Origin of the sequence: Paenibacillus sp. 598K (assembly GCF_003851045.1) — a bacterium.
GTDB lineage: Bacteria > Bacillota > Bacilli > Paenibacillales > Paenibacillaceae > Paenibacillus_D.
In genome coordinates, this window is the sequence record NZ_BFBX01000084.1 from 1 (window position 1) to 20,686 (window position 20,686).

A 20,686-nucleotide genomic window follows, 5' to 3' on the forward strand; every position below is an offset into this window, starting at 1 on the left:
AGCGGCCATACTTGGGCGATATTTCGCACATCTTCTTGCTCCGTGGGCCGGAGCAGCCATACTTGGGCGATATTTCGCACATCTTCCGGCTCCGTGGGCCGGAGCAGCCATACTTGGGCGATATTTCGCACATCTTCCGGCTCCGTGGGTCAAGTCCAAATTTATGTGTAAATTCTCTTTAGATGAGGTCAGCCGGATAGGTTACGTTCGGCTACCTTTTTCTTTTTTCCATGCCGCGTATGCCCGCATGTCTATAAATCGTTTTTCATCTCCCCAGCCTTCATCTACTTCCATGAGCACCGATCCCAACAGTCGGATGACGGAGTCACGATTGGGAAAAATACCAATTACATTCTCCCTACGCCGTATTTCGCGATTTAAACGCTCGACCATGTTGGTTGTCCGCGTTCTTACTCGGCACGCCTCCGGCAGCTCCAGCACCGCTGTAGCATCATCGAAGCCTTCTTCAAGAATCTGCATAGCTTTGGCCGCGGTGTCTTGAAAACGTGCATACGTTTGTTTTAGCAACGTCCGAGCGGTAGGCATATCCGCGGCGTCAAAAATGCGTCGTACATACTTCTTCAACTCATCACGTAACGCCTTCGGGGCGGCATCCCAAATATTGCGCATGAAGTGGGTCTGGCACCGTTGCCAAGTCACCCCTTGGAACTGCTGCCTCACTGCGTTCACTAGTCCGCTATGCTGGTCGCTTGTGACGATGTCGACGTCGCTAAGCCCCCTGTCCTTCAATTGCGTAAAGAACGCGCCCCACGTAGCCTCTGACTCCGTATCTCCCATCGCAAAGCCAAGAATCTCTCGCTTTCCCTCCATGTTGACTCCAGTAGCCACCAGGACGCCTCTGGAGCGCACTCTACCCTCCTCACGCACTTTGACGTATATCGCGTCGACGAGGACAAAGGGATACGCCTTGATGAGCGGACGGTTGTTCCAGGCCTGAACGAGCGGATCCAAGGATTTACAAAGCTCACTTACGGTGGACTTTGAAAATTCCGTTCCGCATAGCTCCTCCGTAATATTCGCGACTTTGCGAGTGGAGACGCCCTGAATCACCATCTCCATTAAGGACACCAACAGCGCTTGTTCGCTTCTTTGATATCTGGCGAACAACTCCGTTGAGAAACTCCCGTCTCGATGACGAGGCACGTGAAGCGTTAACTTCCCTACTCTTGTCGTCAGGCCACGCTCATAATACCCATTGCGAAGGGTGGTACGATCTTCGTTACGTTCGTACTTCTCCGCCCCTACTTGTTCGACGGACTGCGCTTTAAGCACTTGATTCAGGACGGTTTCCAATAAAGCGGCTATACCCGCATCTCTGGAATCTCCAATAAACAACTGGTGTAAAAGCTCCGTATTTAGTGTAATCTGAAACTGAGTCATGTTGTTGTTCCTCCTATGAATGTTGTCTCGACAACCTCATTCTAAGAGAAAACCCTCAACATGGCTTTTATTAATGTTTACCAACAGCCATTTTACACAATTATATGGACTCGACTGCTCCGCGTGGGCCGGAGTGGCCATACTTATGCGATATTTCGCACATCTTCTGGCTCCGCGGGCTGGAGCGGCCATACTTGGGCGATATTTCGCACATCTTCCGGCTCCGTGGGCCGGAGCGGCCATACTTATGCGATATTTCGCACATCTTCCGGCTCCGTGGGCCGGACTGGTGACAACAGCGATTCCGTGATTGTAAGCTTTGTTATGTGTGCAAGCTGATATTCCGCGTCCGGGGATCTAATGGAGTTAAATATCGATGAGTACGCTCATGGTTTATACTTTTGGTAATTCTCGAGCAAAGTTTCCTGTTCAATGGATCGAAGAGCCAGCCTCTCAAGTAGACGCTCATGTCTTTCCTGTCCATCTTGTAAAGCAGTAACGTAACCTAACACCTTATGAAGATCCATTGATACTGAATCCATCTTTGCATCCGTTTCATCCACTCGATTACGAACAGCAGAGAAAATAGAATTTATCTCTTGGAGTTGTTCGAGAATGAGATCGAGTTTGTCCAATACATTCACCATCCAAGTTATGTTAGTGAATCTATTATAACAAACCGAAAAATAAAAAGGGAACGCATGACTTAGTCCCGTCCCCTCACCGCTTGAACCCCTCGCCCAGCACCTCGGCGGTGTCGCTGATGATGACGAATGCCGATGCGTCCACTGCCTGAACGAGCAGCTTGAGCCGCGACACCTCGTTCTGGCCAAGCACGACCATCAGCACGGTCCGCGACTCGCCGGTGTAGCCGCCAAGCGCAGTCAGCTTCGTCAGCCCTCGGTCTAGCTCATGCAGCACCGCGTCGCCGATCGCGTCGGCCTTGGCCGAGATGATGAAGGCAACCTTCGAGACGCGCAGCCCTGTCTGCACGATGTCGATCGTCTTGCTGGTGACGAACAGGCCAATCAGCGCGTAGAGCGCATTCTCCGGGGAGATGATGATGCCCGCCGCTGCGATGACCAGGCCGTCCAGACAGGCGACCGCCAGTCCTAGCGGCAGGCCGGTATAACGATGAAGCAGTTGGGCGGCCAGATCGAGTCCGCCCGTCGAGCTGCGCGCGCGGAAGACGAGGCCAAGACCAAGCCCGACGCCGATGCCGCCGTAGATCGCCGCCAGCAGCGGGTTGTGCGTGGGCGGCGGCAGCTGTGCCGTCAGCAGCACAAGCAAGGGCAGCACGAGCGAGCCGATCAGCGTCTTGGCCGCAAACCGTCGCCCTAGCAGCCCCCAACCGATCAGGAACAGCGGGATGTTCAGCGCCCATTGCGTCACCGCTGGTGTGAGCCCCAGCAGCCGCTCGACCAGGATCGAGATGCCCGAGACGCCGCCTGCGGCGACTCCGCTCGGCAGCAGGAACAGATTGAAGCTGAGCGCGATCGTCATCGCGCCCAGCAGGAGCAGCACGGTCTGAGCGAAGACAGACTGCCCGGCATCGCCGCCCGCTGTCCGGGACTTGCGGCGACGACGCCCCGCCATGCCAGCGCTCATGCGCAGGTCGGGCGGCGACGGCAGTCGGAAGCCTGTTTTGCTACGTGTATCCTCGTTATGCCGCATGCTCACCCTCCGCTCATCCGGTTAATATTCCTTCCCAGTATGAGCATATTCTGGCGTGAGCATACGAGTGCCTGGTCACACGACCAGTAGGCGGACGATACGGATCAGCACCGACTCCTCCTCCAGCAAACCAACACAGCGCCAGCCCATCGCCAGCAGCTCCTCACCGTGCGATTACAGCGTGCAAGCCGGGGCGTCTATGTCCTCCGTCGAGAGCCTCCGCTTCATCTTGCTCTCGCCTTGTCGCCTTCATCCCCCTCCAGCCGCGCCACCTCTCGACCACGCCAAACAAGCCATCCTGGAAGGGGTGGCTTGTTTGGCCATAATCGGCTGAGCTAGGGCTACCAGCCAGGCGTGGCGGATGCGGATGGCTGGTACTTAGAACCCTCGACTGTCTTGTTGCCTCGCGTCGTCTGTTGACCGTTTAGCTCTCCGGCTTGATCTGGCTGCGCAGATAGCCGTCGATGAAGGCGTCGAGATCGCCGTCCATGACCGCGCCGACATTGCCGGTCTCGACCTGGGTGCGGTGATCCTTGACCATGCTGTACGGGTGGAATACATACGAGCGGATCTGGCTGCCCCACGCGTTGTCCGCGACCTCGCCGCGGATCTCGGCGAGCTCCCGCTGTTGCTCCTCGATCTTGCGCTCGTAGAGCTTGGAGCGGAGCATCTTCATCGCTTGCTCGCGGTTTTTGATCTGCGAGCGCTGCGTCTGACAGGAGACGACGATGCCGCTCGGCATATGCGTGATGCGGATCGCGGACTCCGTCTTGTTGATATGCTGTCCGCCCGCGCCGCTGGCCCGATACGTATCGACCTTCAGATCCTCCGAGCGGATATCGATCTCGATATCGTCGTCGATCTCCGGCATGACATCGCACGAAGCGAACGACGTATGACGGCGTCCCGACGCGTCGAACGGAGAGATCCTTACGAGCCGGTGCACGCCCTTCTCCGCTTTCAGATAGCCATAGGCATTGTAGCCGCGGATGAGCATCGTCACGCTTTTGATGCCGGCCTCGTCGCCGTCCTGGTAGTCCAGCAGCTCGACCTTGAAGCCGCGCTTCTCCGCCCAGCGGGTGTACATCCGATACAGCATCTCGCCCCAGTCCTGCGACTCTGTGCCGCCTGCGCCGGGATGCAGCTCGACGATCGCGTTCAGTCGGTCATACGGCTGATTGAGCAGCAGCTGCAGCTCGAACTCGTCGACCGACTTCACCAGAGCCTCGACGCTCTCGGCCAGCTCGGCCGCCATCTCGTCGTCGCCCTCGGTCTCGACCAGCTCCAGCATCATCTGCAGATCGTCCTGGTCCGCCTGCAGCTTCTCATACTTCTCCACGACCGACTTGATGCCGTTCAGCTCGGCGATCAGCGCCTGCGCCTTCTCGTTATCGTCCCAGAAATCGGGGGCGGTCATCTTCTCTTCGTAGTTGTCGATCTGCTCGCGCTTCAGATCTAAGTCAAAGAGACCCCCTAAGGTTCTGAAGTTTCTTCGCCATCTCGCGAAGGTCTTGCTTTATCGATGGATCGATCATGTTCGCTCACCTCATCAGCAGGATGGCGAGCGGCCCCCTGTATGGAGACCGCCCGCTGTGTCCGGATACGTCCTTACGGACATCCGCGTGTTTATTTAGCGCTAGCGCCGTCGCTTATGCGCCGTGGCACTGCTTGTATTTTTTGCCGCTGCCGCATGGACACGGATCGTTGCGGCCGACACGCTCCTCGCGCTTCATCGGACGCTTGGCGGCAGGCTCTGCCTTGTTGTCGACAGCTTGACCCTCGGCGACCGCCTTGCGCTCGACCTTGCTCTCGACATGCGCCTTCATGATGTACTTCGTGACTTCCTCCTGGATGTGGTCGATCATTTCCTTGAACATCTCGAAGCCCTCGAATTGGTACTCGCGCAGCGGATCGGTGCCGCCGTATGCCCGTAGATGGATACCTTGACGGAGCTGGTCCATCGCATCGATGTGGTCCATCCATTTGCTGTCGACCGCACGCAGCACGACGACCTTCTCGAACTCGCGCATCGTCTCCGCGCCCATCTCTTCCTCGCGCTGGTTATAGTAGGCGTTGACCTTGTCGAGGATGAATTCCTGCATGTCTTCCTTCTCTTTGCCCCACAGATCGTCCTTGGTCAGCGAGCCTTCCGGCAGCAGCGTCGCATGCGCATAGTCGACGATCGCCTGCAGATCCCAATCCTCCGGCACTTCCTCCTCCGGACAGTGTGCGACGACGATCCGCTCGATGACCGGCTTGATCATCTCCTGGACGACCTCGCGGATATTCTCCGAGTTGAGCACCTCGCGACGCTGCTTGTAGATGACCTCGCGCTGCTGGTTCATGACGTCATCGTACTGGAGGACGACCTTCCGCAGGTCAAAGTTGTTGCCCTCGACCCGCTTCTGCGCCGACTCGATGGCACGGCTGATCAGCCGGCTCTCGATCGGTTGATCCTCCTCAAAGCCGATCCGCTCCATCATGCCCATGATATTCTCGGCGCCGAACCGGCGCATCAGCTCATCCTCGAGCGAGAGGTAGAACTGCGACGAGCCCGGATCGCCCTGACGACCGGCCCGGCCGCGCAGCTGGTTGTCGATCCGGCGGCTCTCATGCCGCTCGGTGCCGATGATATGCAGACCGCCCAGATCGGCCACGCCGTCGCCGAGCAGGATGTCGGTACCGCGACCCGCCATGTTAGTGGCGATCGTCACCGAGCCGCTCTGACCAGCGCGCGAGATGATCTCCGCTTCCTCGGCATGGTACTTCGCATTGAGCACCTTGTGGGAGACGCCCTTCTTCTTCAGCATCTCGGAGAGGCGCTCCGAATTCTCGATCGAGACCGTACCGACCAGCACCGGCTGGTTGTTTTTGTGACGTGCGACGATCTCCTCGACGACCGCCTTGAACTTGCTGTTCTCCGTCTTGTACACGACATCGGCGATGTCCTTGCGGACCATCGAGCGGTTGGTCGGGATCTGGATGACGTCGAGTCCGTAGATCTTGCTGAACTCCTCCTGCTCCGTCTTCGCCGTACCGGTCATGCCCGCCAGCTTGCGATACATCCGGAAGTAGTTCTGGAACGTAATCGTCGCCAGCGTCATGCTCTCGTTCTGTACCTTGATCTGCTCCTTGGCCTCGATCGCCTGATGCAAGCCGTCGCTATAACGGCGTCCCGACATGAGACGTCCCGTGAACTCGTCGACGATGATGACCTCGTCGTTCTGGACGACGTAGTCGACATCCCGCTTCATGATGACATGCGCCTTCAGCGCCTGCTGGATATGGTGGTTCAGCAGCACGTTCGCATGGTCGAACAGATTCTCGATGTTAAAGGCCTTCTCCGCCTTCTCCACGCCGCTCTCGGTGAGCGCCACCGTACGCAGCTTCACATCGACGGTATAGTCCTCTTCGCCATTCAGCTTGCTTAGGAAGCGGTCCGCCGCATGGTACATCTCCGTCGACTTGGCCGCCTGGCCGGAGATGATGAGCGGCGTCCGCGCTTCGTCGATGAGGATCGAGTCCACTTCGTCAATGATGGCGAAATAGAGCGGCCGTTGCACCATCTGCTCCTTGTACAACACCATATTGTCGCGCAGATAATCGAAGCCGAACTCATTGTTCGTCCCGTACGTAATATCGCAAGCATACGCTTGCTGCTTTTGCTCATGCGTCAGGCCGTGCAGGTTGCAGCCGACCGTCAGGCCGAGGAACTCGTACAACTGTCCCATCAACTCGCTGTCCCGCTGTGCCAGGTAATCATTGACCGTGACGACATGTACGCCCTTGCCCAGCAGCGCATTGAGGTAGACGGCCAGCGTCGCCACCAGCGTCTTGCCTTCCCCTGTCTTCATCTCGGCGATCTTGCCTTCATGCAGCACCATACCGCCCATCAGCTGCACGTCGAAGTGCCGCATGCCGAGCGTCCGCTTGGACGCTTCGCGCGCATTGGCGAACGCTTCAGGCAATATTTTGTCCACGGACTCGCCCTTCTCGATCCGCGACTTGAACTCCTCCGTCTTGGCCCGCAGCTGCTCGTCCGACAGAGCAGAGAATTGCGATTCCAGACCATTGATCTGTTCTACCACACGCGAGAGTCGTTTAATCTCGCGATCATTGGCGTCCCCGAATAATTTTTTCACAAGTCCGAGCATCGTCTATGATAAGCCCCTTTCGCTTTTTGACTATATCTCTAAATTGTAACAGTTTGTACAGCCTCCCGCAATCAATGCGTAGGGATTTCCATCATTATAGACGTAAGGTGCAGGCCAAAGTTGCGCCTGCGCAGCCACGCCAGCCACTTTGTCGGATCGATCCGCTCGCGCGCTCACTTTTGAGCCTGTCTCTATGCAGAAAACCGGACCCTGGAAGGTCCGGTTTTGTTGTAAGGGCTGTTCCCGTCAGGGGTCTAGCCTTGTTCGATTAAGCCGTACTTGCCGTCGCCGCGTTTGTAGACGACGTTCACCTCTTGCGTGTCCACATTGGCGAACATGAAGAAGGTGTGTCCGATCAGATTCATCTGGAGAATCGCTTCTTCAACATCCATAGGCTTGAGCGTGAATTTCTTGGTCCGGACGACTTCCAACGCTTCGTCCTCGTCGACAGCTACGGATACCGCGCTGTTGTCCGTTTCATCCTTGAACAGAGATTTGATGCTGCCTTCTTGACGGAACTTCCGGTTCAGCTTAGTTTTGTGCTTGCGGATCTGACGTTCCAGCTTGTCCACGACAAGGTCAACTGCGGCATACATATCGTCATTCCTGTCCTCGGCCCGGAGCATCAGCCCTGTGAGCGGGATCGTTACCTCGACGCTTTGGCGGTTGCGTGTGACAGACAGGGTCACTGTAGCTTCAGCATTGAGCGGTTCCTCGAAGTAACGGTCCAGCCGGCTCAGCTTTTTCTCCACGTGATCGCGAAGGGCGTCAGTAACTGGGATGTTCTTGCCACGAATGTTGTATTGCATGAGGCACTCCTCCTTTGGTCTCTTTACAATTATACCACAATCAGGGGCGCTATTCAAAACGAGAACGCCACTCGGGATGTGGCAAAAGACTGAACTTCAGTGGGCTCAGTCGGGGTTGGATGTCCTTGTCGCCAAACCCAATTTTACCAAAGTTCTGCTAATAAATCTATAAAACATAACATTTCGAACCACAGAAGACGATATACAAAATAGAGGGAATTATTTCACCACCTAATGCATGCCATTCATCTTAAGATTCACCTTTCATGAGGTAATTTTCGCTTGGAAAGAAGGCACTTTGAAATCATTACTTCTCTCTACTCAAATTTATAGTTGAAAGGATGGAGAATTATGAAATTCAAACGTTTCTTGTCCATGCGCACCTTTGCTCTAGTCCTAATCATCAGTTTGCTGGCCCTCCCCGTTTCTGCCTATGACAATGACAACGAGCTTGAAACGTCCCAACTACTAAGCTCTAATCAACCAGACACAACTGAAGCAGCTGTAACGGGCACCATCGAACCTGATTATACCCAACCGGTGTCCGTGAGTCCTCCCCCTGTAAGCATCATGGCTGATTTTACTGTAACCGGGGACTTTTTTTATCACACCAAGAACCTCACAGCGTCTAATCCTTCTGATTTCTATTTCTTTAGCAACAATACGACGCGCACGATTATTTTTGACTTAGTCTCGAACAATTCAGACTATCGAATCGAATTGTTTGAAATCGACTGGAATACTAATACTGCCTACCCGACAGGCTTAGGCGGGGGTCCCGGCAATGCTTTACTGGCAAATGGCTTATATTCGGCTGACTGGGCGCTTAGAGTGTCCTCAGTAAGTAGCTTGGGCAGCTCTTATACGATTAAAATGAACATGGCAAGTCCTGGAGGAGCAACTACGCTGGTCTCAACCTCCCCATTGTTCCAATCTGTGGCCTGGCGTTATCCTAACGGTGATTATTACTTAAACCAAAACTTAATTGTTAACGCAGGTAATAATCCCGGACTTGAATGGGTACGTTTATTTGATTTTTCTGAAGGAGGCAACTACTGGCAAAGAAAACATGAGGTGAGCGATATCAGGGTCAAATCAATCACTACTCGAATGAGCTATTCCTCTGACTATGCCAGTTCAAATAACGCGGTCTTTCTTGTCCTGGATGAAGGAACATTGTTTACGTACCATGTCTCAGAGTTTAGATCCGGGCCACCAACCTACTATTACTCCTCGTTTGTTGACACTCGTAATTGGGTCACCCCCAGAAGACTTGATTTTTTGGACATGTATGCTGGCCCTGACCTGTTAGTTTACGACTTGAATACGAATCAAATTATAGATTTCGTAAGCAGCCTGAACTATTACTATGCCAATGGCATCGAGCCTTACCCAAGCGCTGTCTACTACAATTAAATCGCTTTAAGGGACTGTCTATCAGGCAGTCTCTTTTTAATTGCAAAAAAACCCCCGGGGTCGCCCCCGAGGGTGTCAGTTCCAGCATATAGAACTCGCTAATGCCAGCTATCCTTGCAGCTTCGCAGCCGGAAGATTATTGTTTGACTACGTTAGCAGCTTGTGGGCCACGAGCGCCTTCGACGATGTCAAATTCTACGGATTGCCCTTCTTCGAGGGTTTTGAAACCTTCGGATTGGATCGCGGAGAAATGAACAAATACGTCGCCGCCCTCTTCAGTCTCGATAAAGCCATAGCCTTTTTCTGCGTTGAACCATTTTACTTTACCTTGCATTCAGAACATTCCCTTCGTCTTCAAATAGCTGTGAGAGTTCATTTTATGAAGCCCACAAAGAAAATATACCGCATCGTCACAGGATTGTCAATTCCTTTCTGAAAGCGTTTTATGCCACGCTGCGTAAGGGTTCGTCCAAATAAAAAAGAGCGCTGGGCGCTCTTTGGCGAAGCTTATCGTTTCGTGTCGAAAAAGAAACTTTCCTGCTCATAACCATAACTATCTTCGTACGTATTCTTCGCCGTGCGACCATTCGAGACCTTATCCAATTCGTTACGAGCCTCAGCCCGTAGCTGCAGCATTCGACCAACAATCTCCGCATCCATCGCGAGAATGCGGTCGACGGCCGGTCGCAGCTCAGCAGCCTGGGCAGGAGACGGACGCATCTGCTGCAGCTGCAGAAAGATCGCGTCCCGTTCCCTCATGTAATCGGACACTTCCTCAAGCTCGGCTGTCTCCAGCCGCTCGATCAGCTCAGATGACAGTTGTGTGAGTAGACGGATGGTAGCTTCCATATTGTCCTCCTGCCGGTGCGCCCTGGGCCTGGTTGACGACCTTGGCGGCCTGGATCCACGTCTCCTTCATCTCGACCAGGTAGGCCACGACCTCTTCGGCAGGCGCTGCCGTCTTGGTCACATTGGCCTCCGTGAGACGGGTCTTGAAGTAATCGTACAGCTGCAGCAGCCCCGGCGCGAGCGGCGAGCTCTGATCCAGCGTGATGACGAACTCGTCGATGATCGCCTGGACCTTCTGCAGTTGCGTATTGGTCTCGGCGATCTGCCCTGCCTCGATCGCAGCGATCGCCGCGCGGCTGGCACGGATGGCCCCGTCATAGAGCATGATCAAGAGCTGAGCCGGGCTAGCGGTCTGTACCGTCGTCTCCAGGTATTTGTTCCGTTGCTGTAGCTGCATTGTCGATTACCCTCCTGTTGAGAATTGCTGTGCGAGCCATGCGCTTTGGGAATTCATGCGGTTCAGATAGGTTTCCATGGCGGTGAATTGTTTGTAGTAACGTTTTTCAAGTTCTTCCATTCGGCGAGTAAGACGATCAATTCTTTTATCATGCTCTTTCAGCTCTTTGCCAATCGAATACTTATCATCCACCATAGAGGTTACGCCAGCTTTTTCAGTAATCTTATTAATAAGTCTCGATGCTTCTGTGTGCAATCTAGTAGCAATACCATCACCATCAGAAGATAAAGGATCTTTGTCATCCGCAATGAATAAGTTCATGACTTCATCCGGATTATCTGAAATGGCCTTCTTCAATTTGGCTTCATCAATATATAATTTTCCCTTTTCCGAATAAGAGCCTGATACAATGCCATTAGTAACGATACTCGTAGAAATGCCAATGTCAGCAAGATTGCTTAATTGCCCTGCGGGGAGACCTGTAACTGAGGCTGTTAAGGAAAGTCTAAAGCTACTTAATCCCGCTTGAAGCATCTGGTCGTTTGCCAGCATACCACTTTTCGCCTTTTCCTCCCAAAGCTTAATTTCTTCTTCTTTCATATCTTTGCGTTGCTCGTCAGTTAAAGGCTTAAAATCTCTATATTTTTTTTCAGAGGTCTTTGAGTTCACTTCATCTATTAACTCATTATATTTTTCAACAAATGATTTAATAGCATTAAATACACCTTCTACATCTTGTGTAACTACAATATCTACGGGGTCGTTAATTACTTGTTTTGCTGTGAAAGTCATATTTGCAATAGTGAACGTATTAGATTGATACTCAACTGCCGGTTGGCCGTTAAATCGGACACTCGCATTTTCGCCTGACATGGATATTGCAAAAGTTTTGAATGGATCTCCAGATGTTTGAGAGCCATCAAATCCAATTTTGCCTACGAGGTCAATGCCGCTGTCTGAGTCGTCAGTAAAACTAATACTTTTATTGCTTTTATTCAATAGTGATAGATTTCCTCCGCTATCAACATACACTGATATGCCAGAATCAGCTAGATCTTTATTCATTTTTTCTGCCAACTGACCAATCGTTGTTTTCGAGGTAATTGTATATTCTAATGGATCGTCTCCTTGAACATGCACCCTAATTATTTGAGGAGCTTCAAGGGACTCGTCAATAAGTGCTGATGGTCCAGTGAATGAAGTCGATCCTTTTATAATAACAGATTCCTCCGTCGATTCAGTGGCTCCCGATATCTTAAACACAGATTCCAGAAGATTTTGAGAAACTTGAGGGCTCTCCATTTCAAGAGATATGTTTGAACTACTGCCTGTTTTAGATGAAACAAAAAACAGTCTGTCCATCGTTTCATCATAAGTTACCTTTACACCTGTTAATGTTGATTTTCCATTGATTTTGGCAACCACATCAGAAACGGTGTCATTTGTTTTGATATCAATGACTGCAGTCCCTTTATCTCCACCAATTGAAAGCGCAGTGGTAGCAGGCAACCCCAGGCTACCCATCTCTTTTTTAGCTCCACCTGTTCCGCCAAGCTGGCCAGATGTAATAGCTGCTGATTTAGCTAAATTATCGATTGCTATTGAGTACCTTCCCTCATTGGAAGCTGCGCTACCCGTCACTGAGATTGCTGCTTCATTGGTGGAGGTGACTTGCTTGGATAGATAATTCGATTGAAGCTTCATATTAAAAGCAGCATCACGAAAAGCCATCAATTTTGTATTCAGGCTCCTATAGTCATCACGTCTCCATTCAAGAGCTTGCTTTTGTTGTGCTGCTTTTTGGAGTGGAATTCGATTGGCACTCATTAATTTGGCTATAATCTCATCTGTATTCATACCGGACACGAGTCCGCTAACTCTCATCCCCATTTATCAAACATCTCCTTTTGAATTAGCGTTTCTCGTCTACAAACAATCCTGCAAGTTCCCATAACTTGGCAGCAAAATCTTGCGTTTTCTCTGGAGGAACTTCTCGTAATACTTCCCCCGTATCCGAATCCATGATTTTCACTAAAATCGCTTTGGTCTTATCATGAACAGAGATTTGCAGCGTAGTCTCTTTTCCTTGAAGAGCCTTAATTGAGCGTTCAATCGTTTTTACAATTTGCTCATCGCTTATCGTGTAACCTTCACCTTGCAAAGCCGCTCGTTTGAGATCCTTCATGTTGTTAATGTTCGCTGAAATGACTGAATTGGCTTGAGCAATATTAGTATCCAGTCCAATCTTTATTAATGGATTGGGTTCGCTTCTTTCAGGAAGCCCGCCACCAGGGGCAGGGGATAAACTACTCATGCGCATGACCTCCACGGACATTGTTATTTACCATCTATATCGGTCAATCCTTTCAATTCTATTAGCTATCAAGAGATAATTTTGCACACAAAAACACCTCCTATCCCATTAGAGGACGGAGGCTGATAGCGTCTAATAATAATCACGATAATGTGTAGGGACGAAGTATGGATTCTAGTTCCCCATGCAAGTTATGGAATGTTGGCTGAAGATTAAATTGTATCCTTTCCTGTACCAGCCCCCGCCTGCCTTGCTCATATGCAGACACAACTTGCTCAAAGGATTGCTTTAACTGCAGGACGAGTGATTCAATATTATGGTCGGATAACTGTTTTTTCAGGCTCGGCAGGGCTTTTTCCAACTGATAAAAGCCCTCAAAGGTATCACTCATCAATGAGGTGGTTTGATCGAATGCGCCTTCATTCAGCATGCTCTTAATATGTTCGATAGCTTGCTGGCAAGTATCGGACAGTTCAAGTACTTTTCTTATAACATCAATAGACTTTTCCACAGGGTTAACTTCACTCTCCTAGTAAACAAAAGGGACCCTAGAAGGTCTAGAGTCCCTTTCATGGTTAATGCTTCCGTTATTAACGGAGCAATTGCAGTACGCCTTGCGGCTGTTGGTTGGCTTGAGCCAACATGGCTTGAGCAGCTTGAGTAAGGATGTTGTTCTTAGTGAACTCCATCATTTCTTTTGCCATGTCCACGTCACGGATACGGGACTCAGCAGCTGTCAGGTTTTCAGATGTAGCACCCAGGTTGTTGATCGTGTGCTCCAAACGATTTTGAACAGCACCCATTTTGGAGCGCTCGTTAGAAACTGCTACCAGAGCTGCGTCCAGTTTCTCAATAGCGTTGTTAGCGCCGTCTGCAGTCGAGATGTCGATGTCTGCAATGTTGAGGGCTGCAGTTCTCATGTCATTGATTTGCAGGTTCATCTGTTGATCTTTGTTAGCACCAATATGGAAATTCAGACCGCCCTCAGCCGAACTACCGGTTCCACCAAGACCAAGAGCATTGGATGTATTATCCAATTTAAATTGGAAGTTAGTAGTATCAGGCTGGTCGGACTCGATTACGAACGCTCCGTCTTTAACAGAAACTTCTACGCTACCAAAATCTTTGCCCGTCAGGTTTTTGTAGTTAGTAAGTGCTGCATTAATATCAGTTTTGAGAGCTGCGGCGATAGTTGTCATGTCGTCGCCAGCAGAAGCTGTTGCTGCTGCTGCACCTGCGTTTGTAAGAACAACATCGAGATCATAACCGTTAACTGATACTTTCAGTGTGCTCGTTGAAGTCAGAGCGTTTAGTGCAGTCAGAGAATCTGCAGAAATTTTACCATCAGAACCAGCAACAACTGTCGCATTTTCTGTAATAAGGTCATTGATTTCACCAGCAGTTTGTTGACCAAGAGCAGCGTCATCATAAAGAGGTTTGATTTCGATTTTTGAATTCGAACCAGTAGTGCCGCTAGTGATTGTGAAGTTCATAGTTGTTTGATCTGTAACATCAATCTCAAACTTAGGTGCTGTAATCCCTAGCTCTGGATTAGCATTAATATAGCTCTCAATTTCAGTTTTCAGTGCATTGAAGAAAGCAAAAGAATCGGCAGGAGCAGCAGTTGTTAAATCAACATCAAATTTATTGCCATCAATATCAACTTGGAATTTCTGTGTGGATCCTCCAGTGAAAGTTGATGGGTCAAAATCCCCAGTCGAGATGGAGGCTGCAGTAGCTTCACCAATAACTCCGCCTGTTCCGCCAATTTTGTTGCCAGACAATTCACCGTTGATCAACTTTTTAGTGTTGAACTCGGTGTTGTTACCAATGCGGTCAACTTCTTCTTTCAGCTGTGCAATCTCGTCTTGCAGTGCTGCACGATCTTCGTTTGTGTTTGTAGCATTGGAAGATTGAACAGCCAGCTCACGCATACGCTGGATGATGCTGTGTGTTTCGTTCAGTGCGCCCTCAGCCGTTTGGATCAGGGAGATGGAGTCTTGCGCGTTACGAGTCGCTTGCTCCAGACCACGGATCTGTCCACGCATCTTTTCGGAAATCGCCAGACCAGCCGCATCGTCACCCGCACGGTTGATTCTCAGACCAGAAGACAGTTTCTCCAGGGATTTGCTTGCACCCAGGTTGTTAGTTGACAATTGACGGTGCGTGTTCAGAGCTGCAATGTTGTGATTAATACGCATAATGATATTTCCTCCTTGAAATGTTCGATTCTCCGCATCCTTGCGGAAGCTTACACGAATAGGTCGGCCGCCCTACTCGCGTGCTACTATTTATATCGAACGTTCAAGTTCGGAAGTGTATAGCAAAACAATAGATTTTTGAAAAATTCACTTCTTTTTTTGTTGATCTCCCATCTCTAGCCACGCCGTCAACTGTTTAAGGGAAGCTGGCGTTTGCAAGGCTGCTTGATTTAAATTCTGAATAGTTAAATATATTTCTTTCCGGTAAATATCTATTTCCTTAGGCGCTTTAATGCCCAGCTTGACAACATCTCCTTCAATGCCTAGAACAACAACTTCGATTTTCCCATCAATTATTATCGATTCATCTGATTTACGAGATAAGACAAGCATGGGATCCCTCCTTTGTCATATTTAAGCCTGATCTTTAGTTCCAGCAAATAATAGATGCCGAGCTTGATAACGCGAGGTTTGCAATATGATTTGCTTGCCCAGCTGTTCTGAAAAATTCACAATAATTGGTGCCATCAGATTAATCGTTGTTTCTGCTACATCGCTCGGTATAGTGATAATCGAAAATACGTTTAAAGCAGAAGCTTCGTGAATCTTTAATTCGAACTGTATGGATTCCGGAAGATCCCACTCATAATCGGGGTAGAACCCGAAAGGATCTACAACCAAAAAAGAGATCGCTGGTTCTTCAACGGATTGCAGCTGTTTCACAGGTAAAGAACCTTCCAGGTGGATAAGAGCGAAGGAACGAAGATGCTCAAAGCCTGGTAAACCTTGCTCGAACCAAATCAACTGATCCTTTGTTATTTCAATATTGCCTAGCGTTAGAGTTTCTACTATCACTATAAGCTCCTCCTTGTTGGCTTAGTCCCCAAACATTAAAAGAACTATAGACCATGTATACCTCAAGTATACGAACCAGGTCTATAGTTCTGAAGATACGAATTCCTTTGTTATCCTGTCCTATCAACTTGCGGAGGTGTAATATCCACGCGATTATATTGTTCCATATAGATACTAAGCTTTCCTCTTTCATAATGATGAACAGGTCGATTGACTTCGGTTTGAATATCAATTCGTCCTCGCTCTACACGAAATGAAAGCTGGTCAGGAATAAAATGAATATCAACATTATCAACTGATGCGGCTCCGCGGAAATCAAATTCAGGAAAGGTTCTTTTCCAATCCATTGCCGAATCTGCGATGGGGTTGCCTCCATGATGAATGGCCGCCATTCGATTACCCTGTTCCACTACACGACCCAAACCTTTTAAAGCCATGCTTGAAGCCATCGAATAGATTTTCTTCATGGTTTCCAGGTTTTTCCCTAAAGCAAGCGCGTCCCAAGCCCGCTCTTGGTTGACCTCAAGGCGCCCTTCATTTCGCTGGATATCTAACTGAGGCCTAACTTGTTTCATTTGAAGAGTGGCTCTTGGCTGCTCTAGCTGTTGTGCCCCTCGTTCAGCCTCAATACCTATTCTGGCTGGTGTCTGCTGTATATGGATCTGGGGAATGTTCATCTTACCTGTCCTCTTATCTTAAGAAGTCGATCAGACTTGGTTTTATGATTTTGGCTCCTGCAGATAAGGAAGCTTGATAAACATTTTCTTCCATTTTTAAATTGGTAATTACCATTGCCAAGTCAGCATCCTCAGTTTTGGACTTTATAGTCATCAGATTGACGCTGATATCTTCCAATCTACCTTCAACCAGCGAAACACGGTTGCTGCGTGCTCCTATTTCCGCTCGTTGCTCCAGAAGGATGTTTATTCGACTATCTATGTTTCCCAACAAACTAGAAACTTTTTGATTATCTCCCGCACCTAGCGCCTCCGAGACTTGCTTTAAAACATAAAACATATTGTCGCTTTCTTCCACAGGTCCATTTGTTTCGTCGACAGGCATTCCAAACAGATCATTACCAGTAATGTTGACGCCAAGCACCATGCCTGGAGCAAGCTCATATCTGATTTGTTTGTCATCAGTTGCTACTTGATAAACCTTTGGAGCATCTGGATTCGCATTATTAATTGTCGTAGTCGGGTAAGGGGCGGTTTCTGTCATTTCGCCATTGAAAACATACTTTCCATTAAACTTGCTGTTTCCAATCTCGACTAACTGATTGAATAATTCGTCGATCTCCAACTTGATGGCGTCATATCCTGTTTGTGGTACAGTGCCATCCGCACCTTTCACCATTAGCTCCCTTACTCGATGCAGGACGTCGCCGACCTGCGAGAGCACCATATCGGTATAGTCCAGACTCGACTTGGCCGAGTCAACGTTGCGGATATACTGGTCGTTGGCAGAGATCTCGCTGCGGTAACGCATCGCGAAGGTCAGGCCTACGGGATCGTCCGACGGCGCATTGATCTGCTTGCCGGTCGATAGCTGATTTTGCAGATTGTTCATCCGGCCGAGGTTGTTAGACACGTTGCGGAGCAGTTGGTTACTCATCATCGACTGCGTGACGCGTAAGGACATGTATTATTCACTCCCTTTATGCTTAGCGGCGCTTATGCTTAACGGCCTACAATACCCATGCCGTTAATGACCTTGTTCAAGGTCTCGTCGATCATCGTCATGTTGCGGGCGGCGGCGTTGTACGCATGCTGAAACTTGATCAGGTTGGCCATCTCCTCGTCAAGGGAGACACCGCTGACCGACTGTCTGCGCGCGTCGACCTGGTCGACCAGCGTCTTGGAGTTGGCGAGCTGGCGATTGGCCTCCTGCGCCTGGACGCCGAGCTGGCCGACAACCGAGCGGAAGTACGAATCGACGGTAGCCAGATCCGGCTCGGATGCGGTGCCGAAGTTGATCCGGGAATCGCGAGCCTGCGAGAACAGCAGCGCCAGCGAGTTGTTGCCGCGCACAACGCTCTCCTCGCCATCCACGGTCGCGATCCGCATCGAAGTGGCGATCTTCGTCGGGTTGTCCGCCAGCTCGCGGTTGAGCGTGATCTCGCTCGCCTTCAGGTTCTCCGTCGTGCCGTCGGCATTGGTGAAGAACGGCAGCCCGCCCGGCTCGGAGGAGAAGTTGTAGCCGAGCTGATGCAGCCCGTTCAGCCCCTTCACGGTAACCGTCGTATCCTCCGATAGCGTCCGGTTCGCACCGGCATAGAGCACGCCGTTCAGGGTCGTGCCCTCCGGCAGGACGGAGCCTGCCGGCAGCTTGATCTCCATGTCGCCGTTGGCCAGCTTGTCCACGAGGCGATCGAGGTCGGCGATGTAGCCCTCCACGAAATGGTCGCGAGACTGGATCATCCCGAACACTTCGCCGCTATTGAGGTCCCCCGAAGCGAAGTAGTCCTCCATCTCAGCGGCTGTCAGCGGCTCTGCGACCTGACCGGCCACAAGCTCGATGCCGCCCATCGTCACCGTATAGCCTCCTGTGCCCTCAGTGACGCGGATGTTGATCATCTGCGACAGCTCGTCGGTGATGAGATCGCGCTGGTCGCGCAGATCATTGGCGTCGTCGCCGAGCCCTTCGATACGCTGGATCTCGCCGTTGAGCTTGGCGATATTGCCCAGGATCGAGTTGATCTGCGTCGTCTTGATGCTGACGCTCTCTGTCAGGTCGGCCTTTAGATCCTGCAACGACTTGGCGGTATGATTGAACGCATCGGTGAGCGCCAGCGCCTGCTCGCGGACGATCTTGCGGCCGTCGGCGTTTTCCGGCGCCTTGCTGAGATCCGACCAGGCGTTAAAGAAGCTCTCCAGTACCGTGCGGATACCTGTGTCGCTGGGTTCATTGACGATGGCCTCCAGCTTCTCGAGCGTGTCCTGCTGGATCGCGTAATTGCCGAAGGACTTGTTCTCGTTGCGGAATTGGTCATCCAGGAACTTCTCCCGGATCCGCGTAATCGAGCTGAACTCCACGCCCATCCCGGTCTGGCCCGGGATCGTCGTACGGTTCATCCCGAACGCCTCGATCGGCTTGGCCGCGACCATGTTGACTACCTGACGGGAGTAGCCGGTAGTATTGGCATTGGCGATGTTGTGGCCTGTCGTATTGAGCGCAGCCTGCTGCGTGAACAGCGATCGCTTGGCGACCTCAAGACCATGAAAGGTAGATCTCACTTCTGCTACACCTCTTCTCTAAGCTCTCGTGTCGAACTGGCTGAAGCGCTTGAAGCCCTCGGCCTGCAAGGAGCGATGGTAGGTCGCGTCCTCCTCCGGCGGTCCTGCGATCAGGTCGATGGAGTACGAGACGTACTCCAGATTGAGCCGGATCATCTGCTGGTTAAAGTCGTTGATCTCCTGCAGCTCAGTCAGCGTCTCCTGCAGCTCACTGCATGCCGTGCGGAGCGCTTGTTTCTCCTCGGCCTTGTACACCATCTGGATGAGCTGCTCCATCCGGAACGAGCCGGTGGGGGCGAAGCCCTGCCGCGCGACATACTGCCCGATAGCCAACAGACGCTGCCGGTCGAGCTCTCCGATCTGCTGCAGCAGCCGGCTCTCGCGACTGGAGATATGGGCCACGGTATCCACCTGGCCGCCGCCCAGCGCATCGCGCTTGTGCTGGCCGAGCTCGCACAGCTCGCGATGCAGACGAGTCAGCTGTTGAAGCGTATCCATGACGACTTGGAGCGGTTCATTCATGTCGGTTTTCTCTCCTCTGGGAGGTTTACTTCAGGTAGGGCAGCAGCTTCTCGGCGATCTTGCCGGCCTCGACGTGGTATGTGCCCGAGGAGACCTCTTGCTTCAACTGCTTCAGTTGCTCGGCCCGCTCGGCCTGGTTGATCCGATTCGATTCCAACAGCTCCTTCGCCTCCGGAGATATGGTGACTTGATCCTTGCGCTTGGCAGCCCCCGTCTGTTCCGCGCGCTGTCCCTTGGTTTGGTTGTATGGTTGAAGCCCGGAGATGCGGTTAGGCTCATTGATTTTCATCGTACTTCACCTCTAATCTATGACGTGACCGGACGGCCCTCTATTATAGCTGAAAATAAACAAGGCCGATGATTACTTGTTAGTAATATCGGCAGCCTGTATGAGAAAGTTTATAGCGATTCGGTTGGCAGACTATTCCTTGCGCAGCTTGTCGCCGATTTTGTAGACGGCGGCGTTTTTCGCTCGTTCCGCGGCGCTGGCAGCCGTTTCATTGGCCGTTCCGAGCTCCTTGACCAGCTTGGCGCGACAATCCAGGCACATATTCCCTTCCCGGATAAACGTACCGCACATCTCGCATGGATAGGCCAGATTCGGCGCATCTATGAGCGAAATTCGTCCTTCGCGGATAAACTTGGTAATCTGCCGGTACGAGACGCCTGTCTCCTCGGAGAGCTGCTGAATCCCGCAGCCTCGATTCTCCCGCAGGTAGGTGGCACACCGTTCATATTCATTATCGATATCCTTGATGCAGGCAGGGCAGACTTCACGAAAATTAACGGCATACAGCTTGCCGCAGCGCGGACAATTCCCCAGATTCATAGCTTGGCGCTCCTTCCAGTACCCTCCAA

Annotated in this window: 22 protein-coding genes; 1 reads left to right on the top strand and 21 read right to left on the bottom strand. The window is 51.3% G+C overall.

What is annotated here, in order from left to right; translation table 11 throughout:
- Positions 1–201 precede the first annotated feature (201 nt).
- The 6 genes from PA598K_RS22975 to hpf all read right to left on the bottom strand — a co-directional run bounded on the left by PA598K_RS22975 (position 202) and on the right by hpf (position 8,038).
- Positions 202–1,401, bottom strand: coding sequence for an IS256 family transposase (locus tag PA598K_RS22975; RefSeq protein ID WP_128659210.1), 1,200 nt, complete (start codon positions 1,399–1,401; stop codon positions 202–204).
- 386 nt (positions 1,402–1,787) lie between these two features.
- Positions 1,788–2,036, bottom strand: a complete 249-nt coding sequence (locus tag PA598K_RS22980) for a hypothetical protein (RefSeq protein WP_128659211.1) — start codon at positions 2,034–2,036, stop codon at positions 1,788–1,790.
- 85 nt (positions 2,037–2,121) lie between these two features.
- Positions 2,122–3,009, bottom strand: a complete 888-nt coding sequence (locus PA598K_RS22985; RefSeq protein ID WP_376739063.1) for a YitT family protein — start codon at positions 3,007–3,009, stop codon at positions 2,122–2,124.
- A gap of 490 nt (positions 3,010–3,499) precedes the next feature.
- A protein-coding gene (prfB, locus tag PA598K_RS22990) for a peptide chain release factor 2 (protein ID WP_128659213.1) occupies positions 3,500–4,610 on the bottom strand; the annotation gives its coding sequence in 2 pieces (ribosomal slippage) (positions 3,500–4,537 and positions 4,539–4,610; 1,110 coding nt in all).
- 114 nt (positions 4,611–4,724) lie between these two features.
- Entirely contained in the window at positions 4,725–7,229 is a 2,505-nt protein-coding gene (secA, locus tag PA598K_RS22995; protein WP_128659214.1) for a preprotein translocase subunit SecA, read from the bottom strand.
- A 254-nt stretch (positions 7,230–7,483) separates the two neighbouring features.
- Complete coding sequence (gene hpf, locus PA598K_RS23000) at positions 7,484–8,038, bottom strand: ribosome hibernation-promoting factor, HPF/YfiA family (protein WP_128659215.1); 555 nt, start codon at positions 8,036–8,038, stop codon at positions 7,484–7,486.
- A 351-nt stretch (positions 8,039–8,389) separates the two neighbouring features.
- On the opposite strand from hpf, the gene PA598K_RS23005 reads away from it, so the two are divergent.
- Positions 8,390–9,454 carry a hypothetical protein gene (locus tag PA598K_RS23005; RefSeq protein WP_128659216.1) on the top strand — a complete coding sequence of 355 codons (1,065 nt, stop codon included), beginning with the start codon at positions 8,390–8,392 and terminating at the stop codon, positions 9,452–9,454.
- 136 nt (positions 9,455–9,590) lie between these two features.
- Here the strand turns inward: PA598K_RS23005 and PA598K_RS23010 are convergent, their stop codons facing one another.
- The 15 genes from PA598K_RS23010 to PA598K_RS23080 all read right to left on the bottom strand — a co-directional run bounded on the left by PA598K_RS23010 (position 9,591) and on the right by PA598K_RS23080 (position 20,657).
- Positions 9,591–9,788 (bottom strand): cold shock domain-containing protein, encoded by a 198-nt coding sequence (locus tag PA598K_RS23010; protein ID WP_128659217.1) that lies wholly within the window; start codon positions 9,786–9,788, stop codon positions 9,591–9,593.
- 173 nt (positions 9,789–9,961) lie between these two features.
- Positions 9,962–10,303, bottom strand: a complete 342-nt coding sequence (locus PA598K_RS23015) for a flagellar protein FliT (protein ID WP_128659218.1) — start codon at positions 10,301–10,303, stop codon at positions 9,962–9,964.
- Complete coding sequence (fliS, locus tag PA598K_RS23020; RefSeq protein ID WP_128659219.1) at positions 10,263–10,700, bottom strand: flagellar export chaperone FliS; 438 nt, start codon at positions 10,698–10,700, stop codon at positions 10,263–10,265. The genes PA598K_RS23015 and fliS overlap by 41 nt, the downstream gene beginning before the upstream one ends.
- A 6-nt stretch (positions 10,701–10,706) precedes the next feature.
- A complete protein-coding gene (fliD, locus tag PA598K_RS23025) occupies positions 10,707–12,590 on the bottom strand; it encodes a flagellar filament capping protein FliD (RefSeq protein WP_128659220.1) in 1,884 nt (627 codons plus the stop codon).
- Between the two features lie 22 nt (positions 12,591–12,612).
- Positions 12,613–13,014 carry a flagellar protein FlaG gene (locus PA598K_RS23030; protein ID WP_128659221.1) on the bottom strand — a complete coding sequence of 134 codons (402 nt, stop codon included), beginning with the start codon at positions 13,012–13,014 and terminating at the stop codon, positions 12,613–12,615.
- Between the two features lie 142 nt (positions 13,015–13,156).
- The gene (locus tag PA598K_RS23035; protein WP_128659222.1) at positions 13,157–13,525 is read right to left on the bottom strand and encodes a hypothetical protein; all 369 of its coding nucleotides are present in this window, start codon (positions 13,523–13,525) and stop codon (positions 13,157–13,159) included.
- Positions 13,526–13,604: 79 nt separating this feature from the next.
- The gene (locus tag PA598K_RS23040; protein WP_128659223.1) at positions 13,605–15,215 is read right to left on the bottom strand and encodes a flagellin N-terminal helical domain-containing protein; all 1,611 of its coding nucleotides are present in this window, start codon (positions 15,213–15,215) and stop codon (positions 13,605–13,607) included.
- 147 nt (positions 15,216–15,362) lie between these two features.
- Positions 15,363–15,608: a carbon storage regulator CsrA gene (gene csrA, locus PA598K_RS23045; RefSeq protein ID WP_128659224.1), complete on the bottom strand. Its 246-nt coding sequence runs from the start codon at positions 15,606–15,608 to the stop codon at positions 15,363–15,365.
- Positions 15,609–15,629: 21 nt separating this feature from the next.
- Positions 15,630–16,070: a flagellar assembly protein FliW gene (gene fliW / locus PA598K_RS23050; protein WP_185602181.1), complete on the bottom strand. Its 441-nt coding sequence runs from the start codon at positions 16,068–16,070 to the stop codon at positions 15,630–15,632.
- 110 nt (positions 16,071–16,180) lie between these two features.
- Entirely contained in the window at positions 16,181–16,747 is a 567-nt protein-coding gene (locus PA598K_RS23055; RefSeq protein WP_128659226.1) for a DUF6470 family protein, read from the bottom strand.
- 13 nt (positions 16,748–16,760) lie between these two features.
- Positions 16,761–17,711, bottom strand: coding sequence for a flagellar hook-associated protein FlgL (gene flgL, locus PA598K_RS23060; RefSeq protein ID WP_128659227.1), 951 nt, complete (start codon positions 17,709–17,711; stop codon positions 16,761–16,763).
- A 38-nt stretch (positions 17,712–17,749) separates the two neighbouring features.
- Positions 17,750–19,306 (bottom strand): flagellar hook-associated protein FlgK, encoded by a 1,557-nt coding sequence (flgK, locus tag PA598K_RS23065; protein WP_128659228.1) that lies wholly within the window; start codon positions 19,304–19,306, stop codon positions 17,750–17,752.
- Between the two features lie 18 nt (positions 19,307–19,324).
- Positions 19,325–19,828, bottom strand: a complete 504-nt coding sequence (locus tag PA598K_RS23070; protein ID WP_128659229.1) for a flagellar protein FlgN — start codon at positions 19,826–19,828, stop codon at positions 19,325–19,327.
- A 25-nt stretch (positions 19,829–19,853) separates the two neighbouring features.
- Positions 19,854–20,117: a flagellar biosynthesis anti-sigma factor FlgM gene (gene flgM, locus PA598K_RS23075; protein WP_128659230.1), complete on the bottom strand. Its 264-nt coding sequence runs from the start codon at positions 20,115–20,117 to the stop codon at positions 19,854–19,856.
- Positions 20,118–20,249: 132 nt separating this feature from the next.
- Positions 20,250–20,657, bottom strand: a complete 408-nt coding sequence (locus PA598K_RS23080; protein ID WP_128659231.1) for a TIGR03826 family flagellar region protein — start codon at positions 20,655–20,657, stop codon at positions 20,250–20,252.
- Positions 20,658–20,686 lie beyond the last annotated feature (29 nt).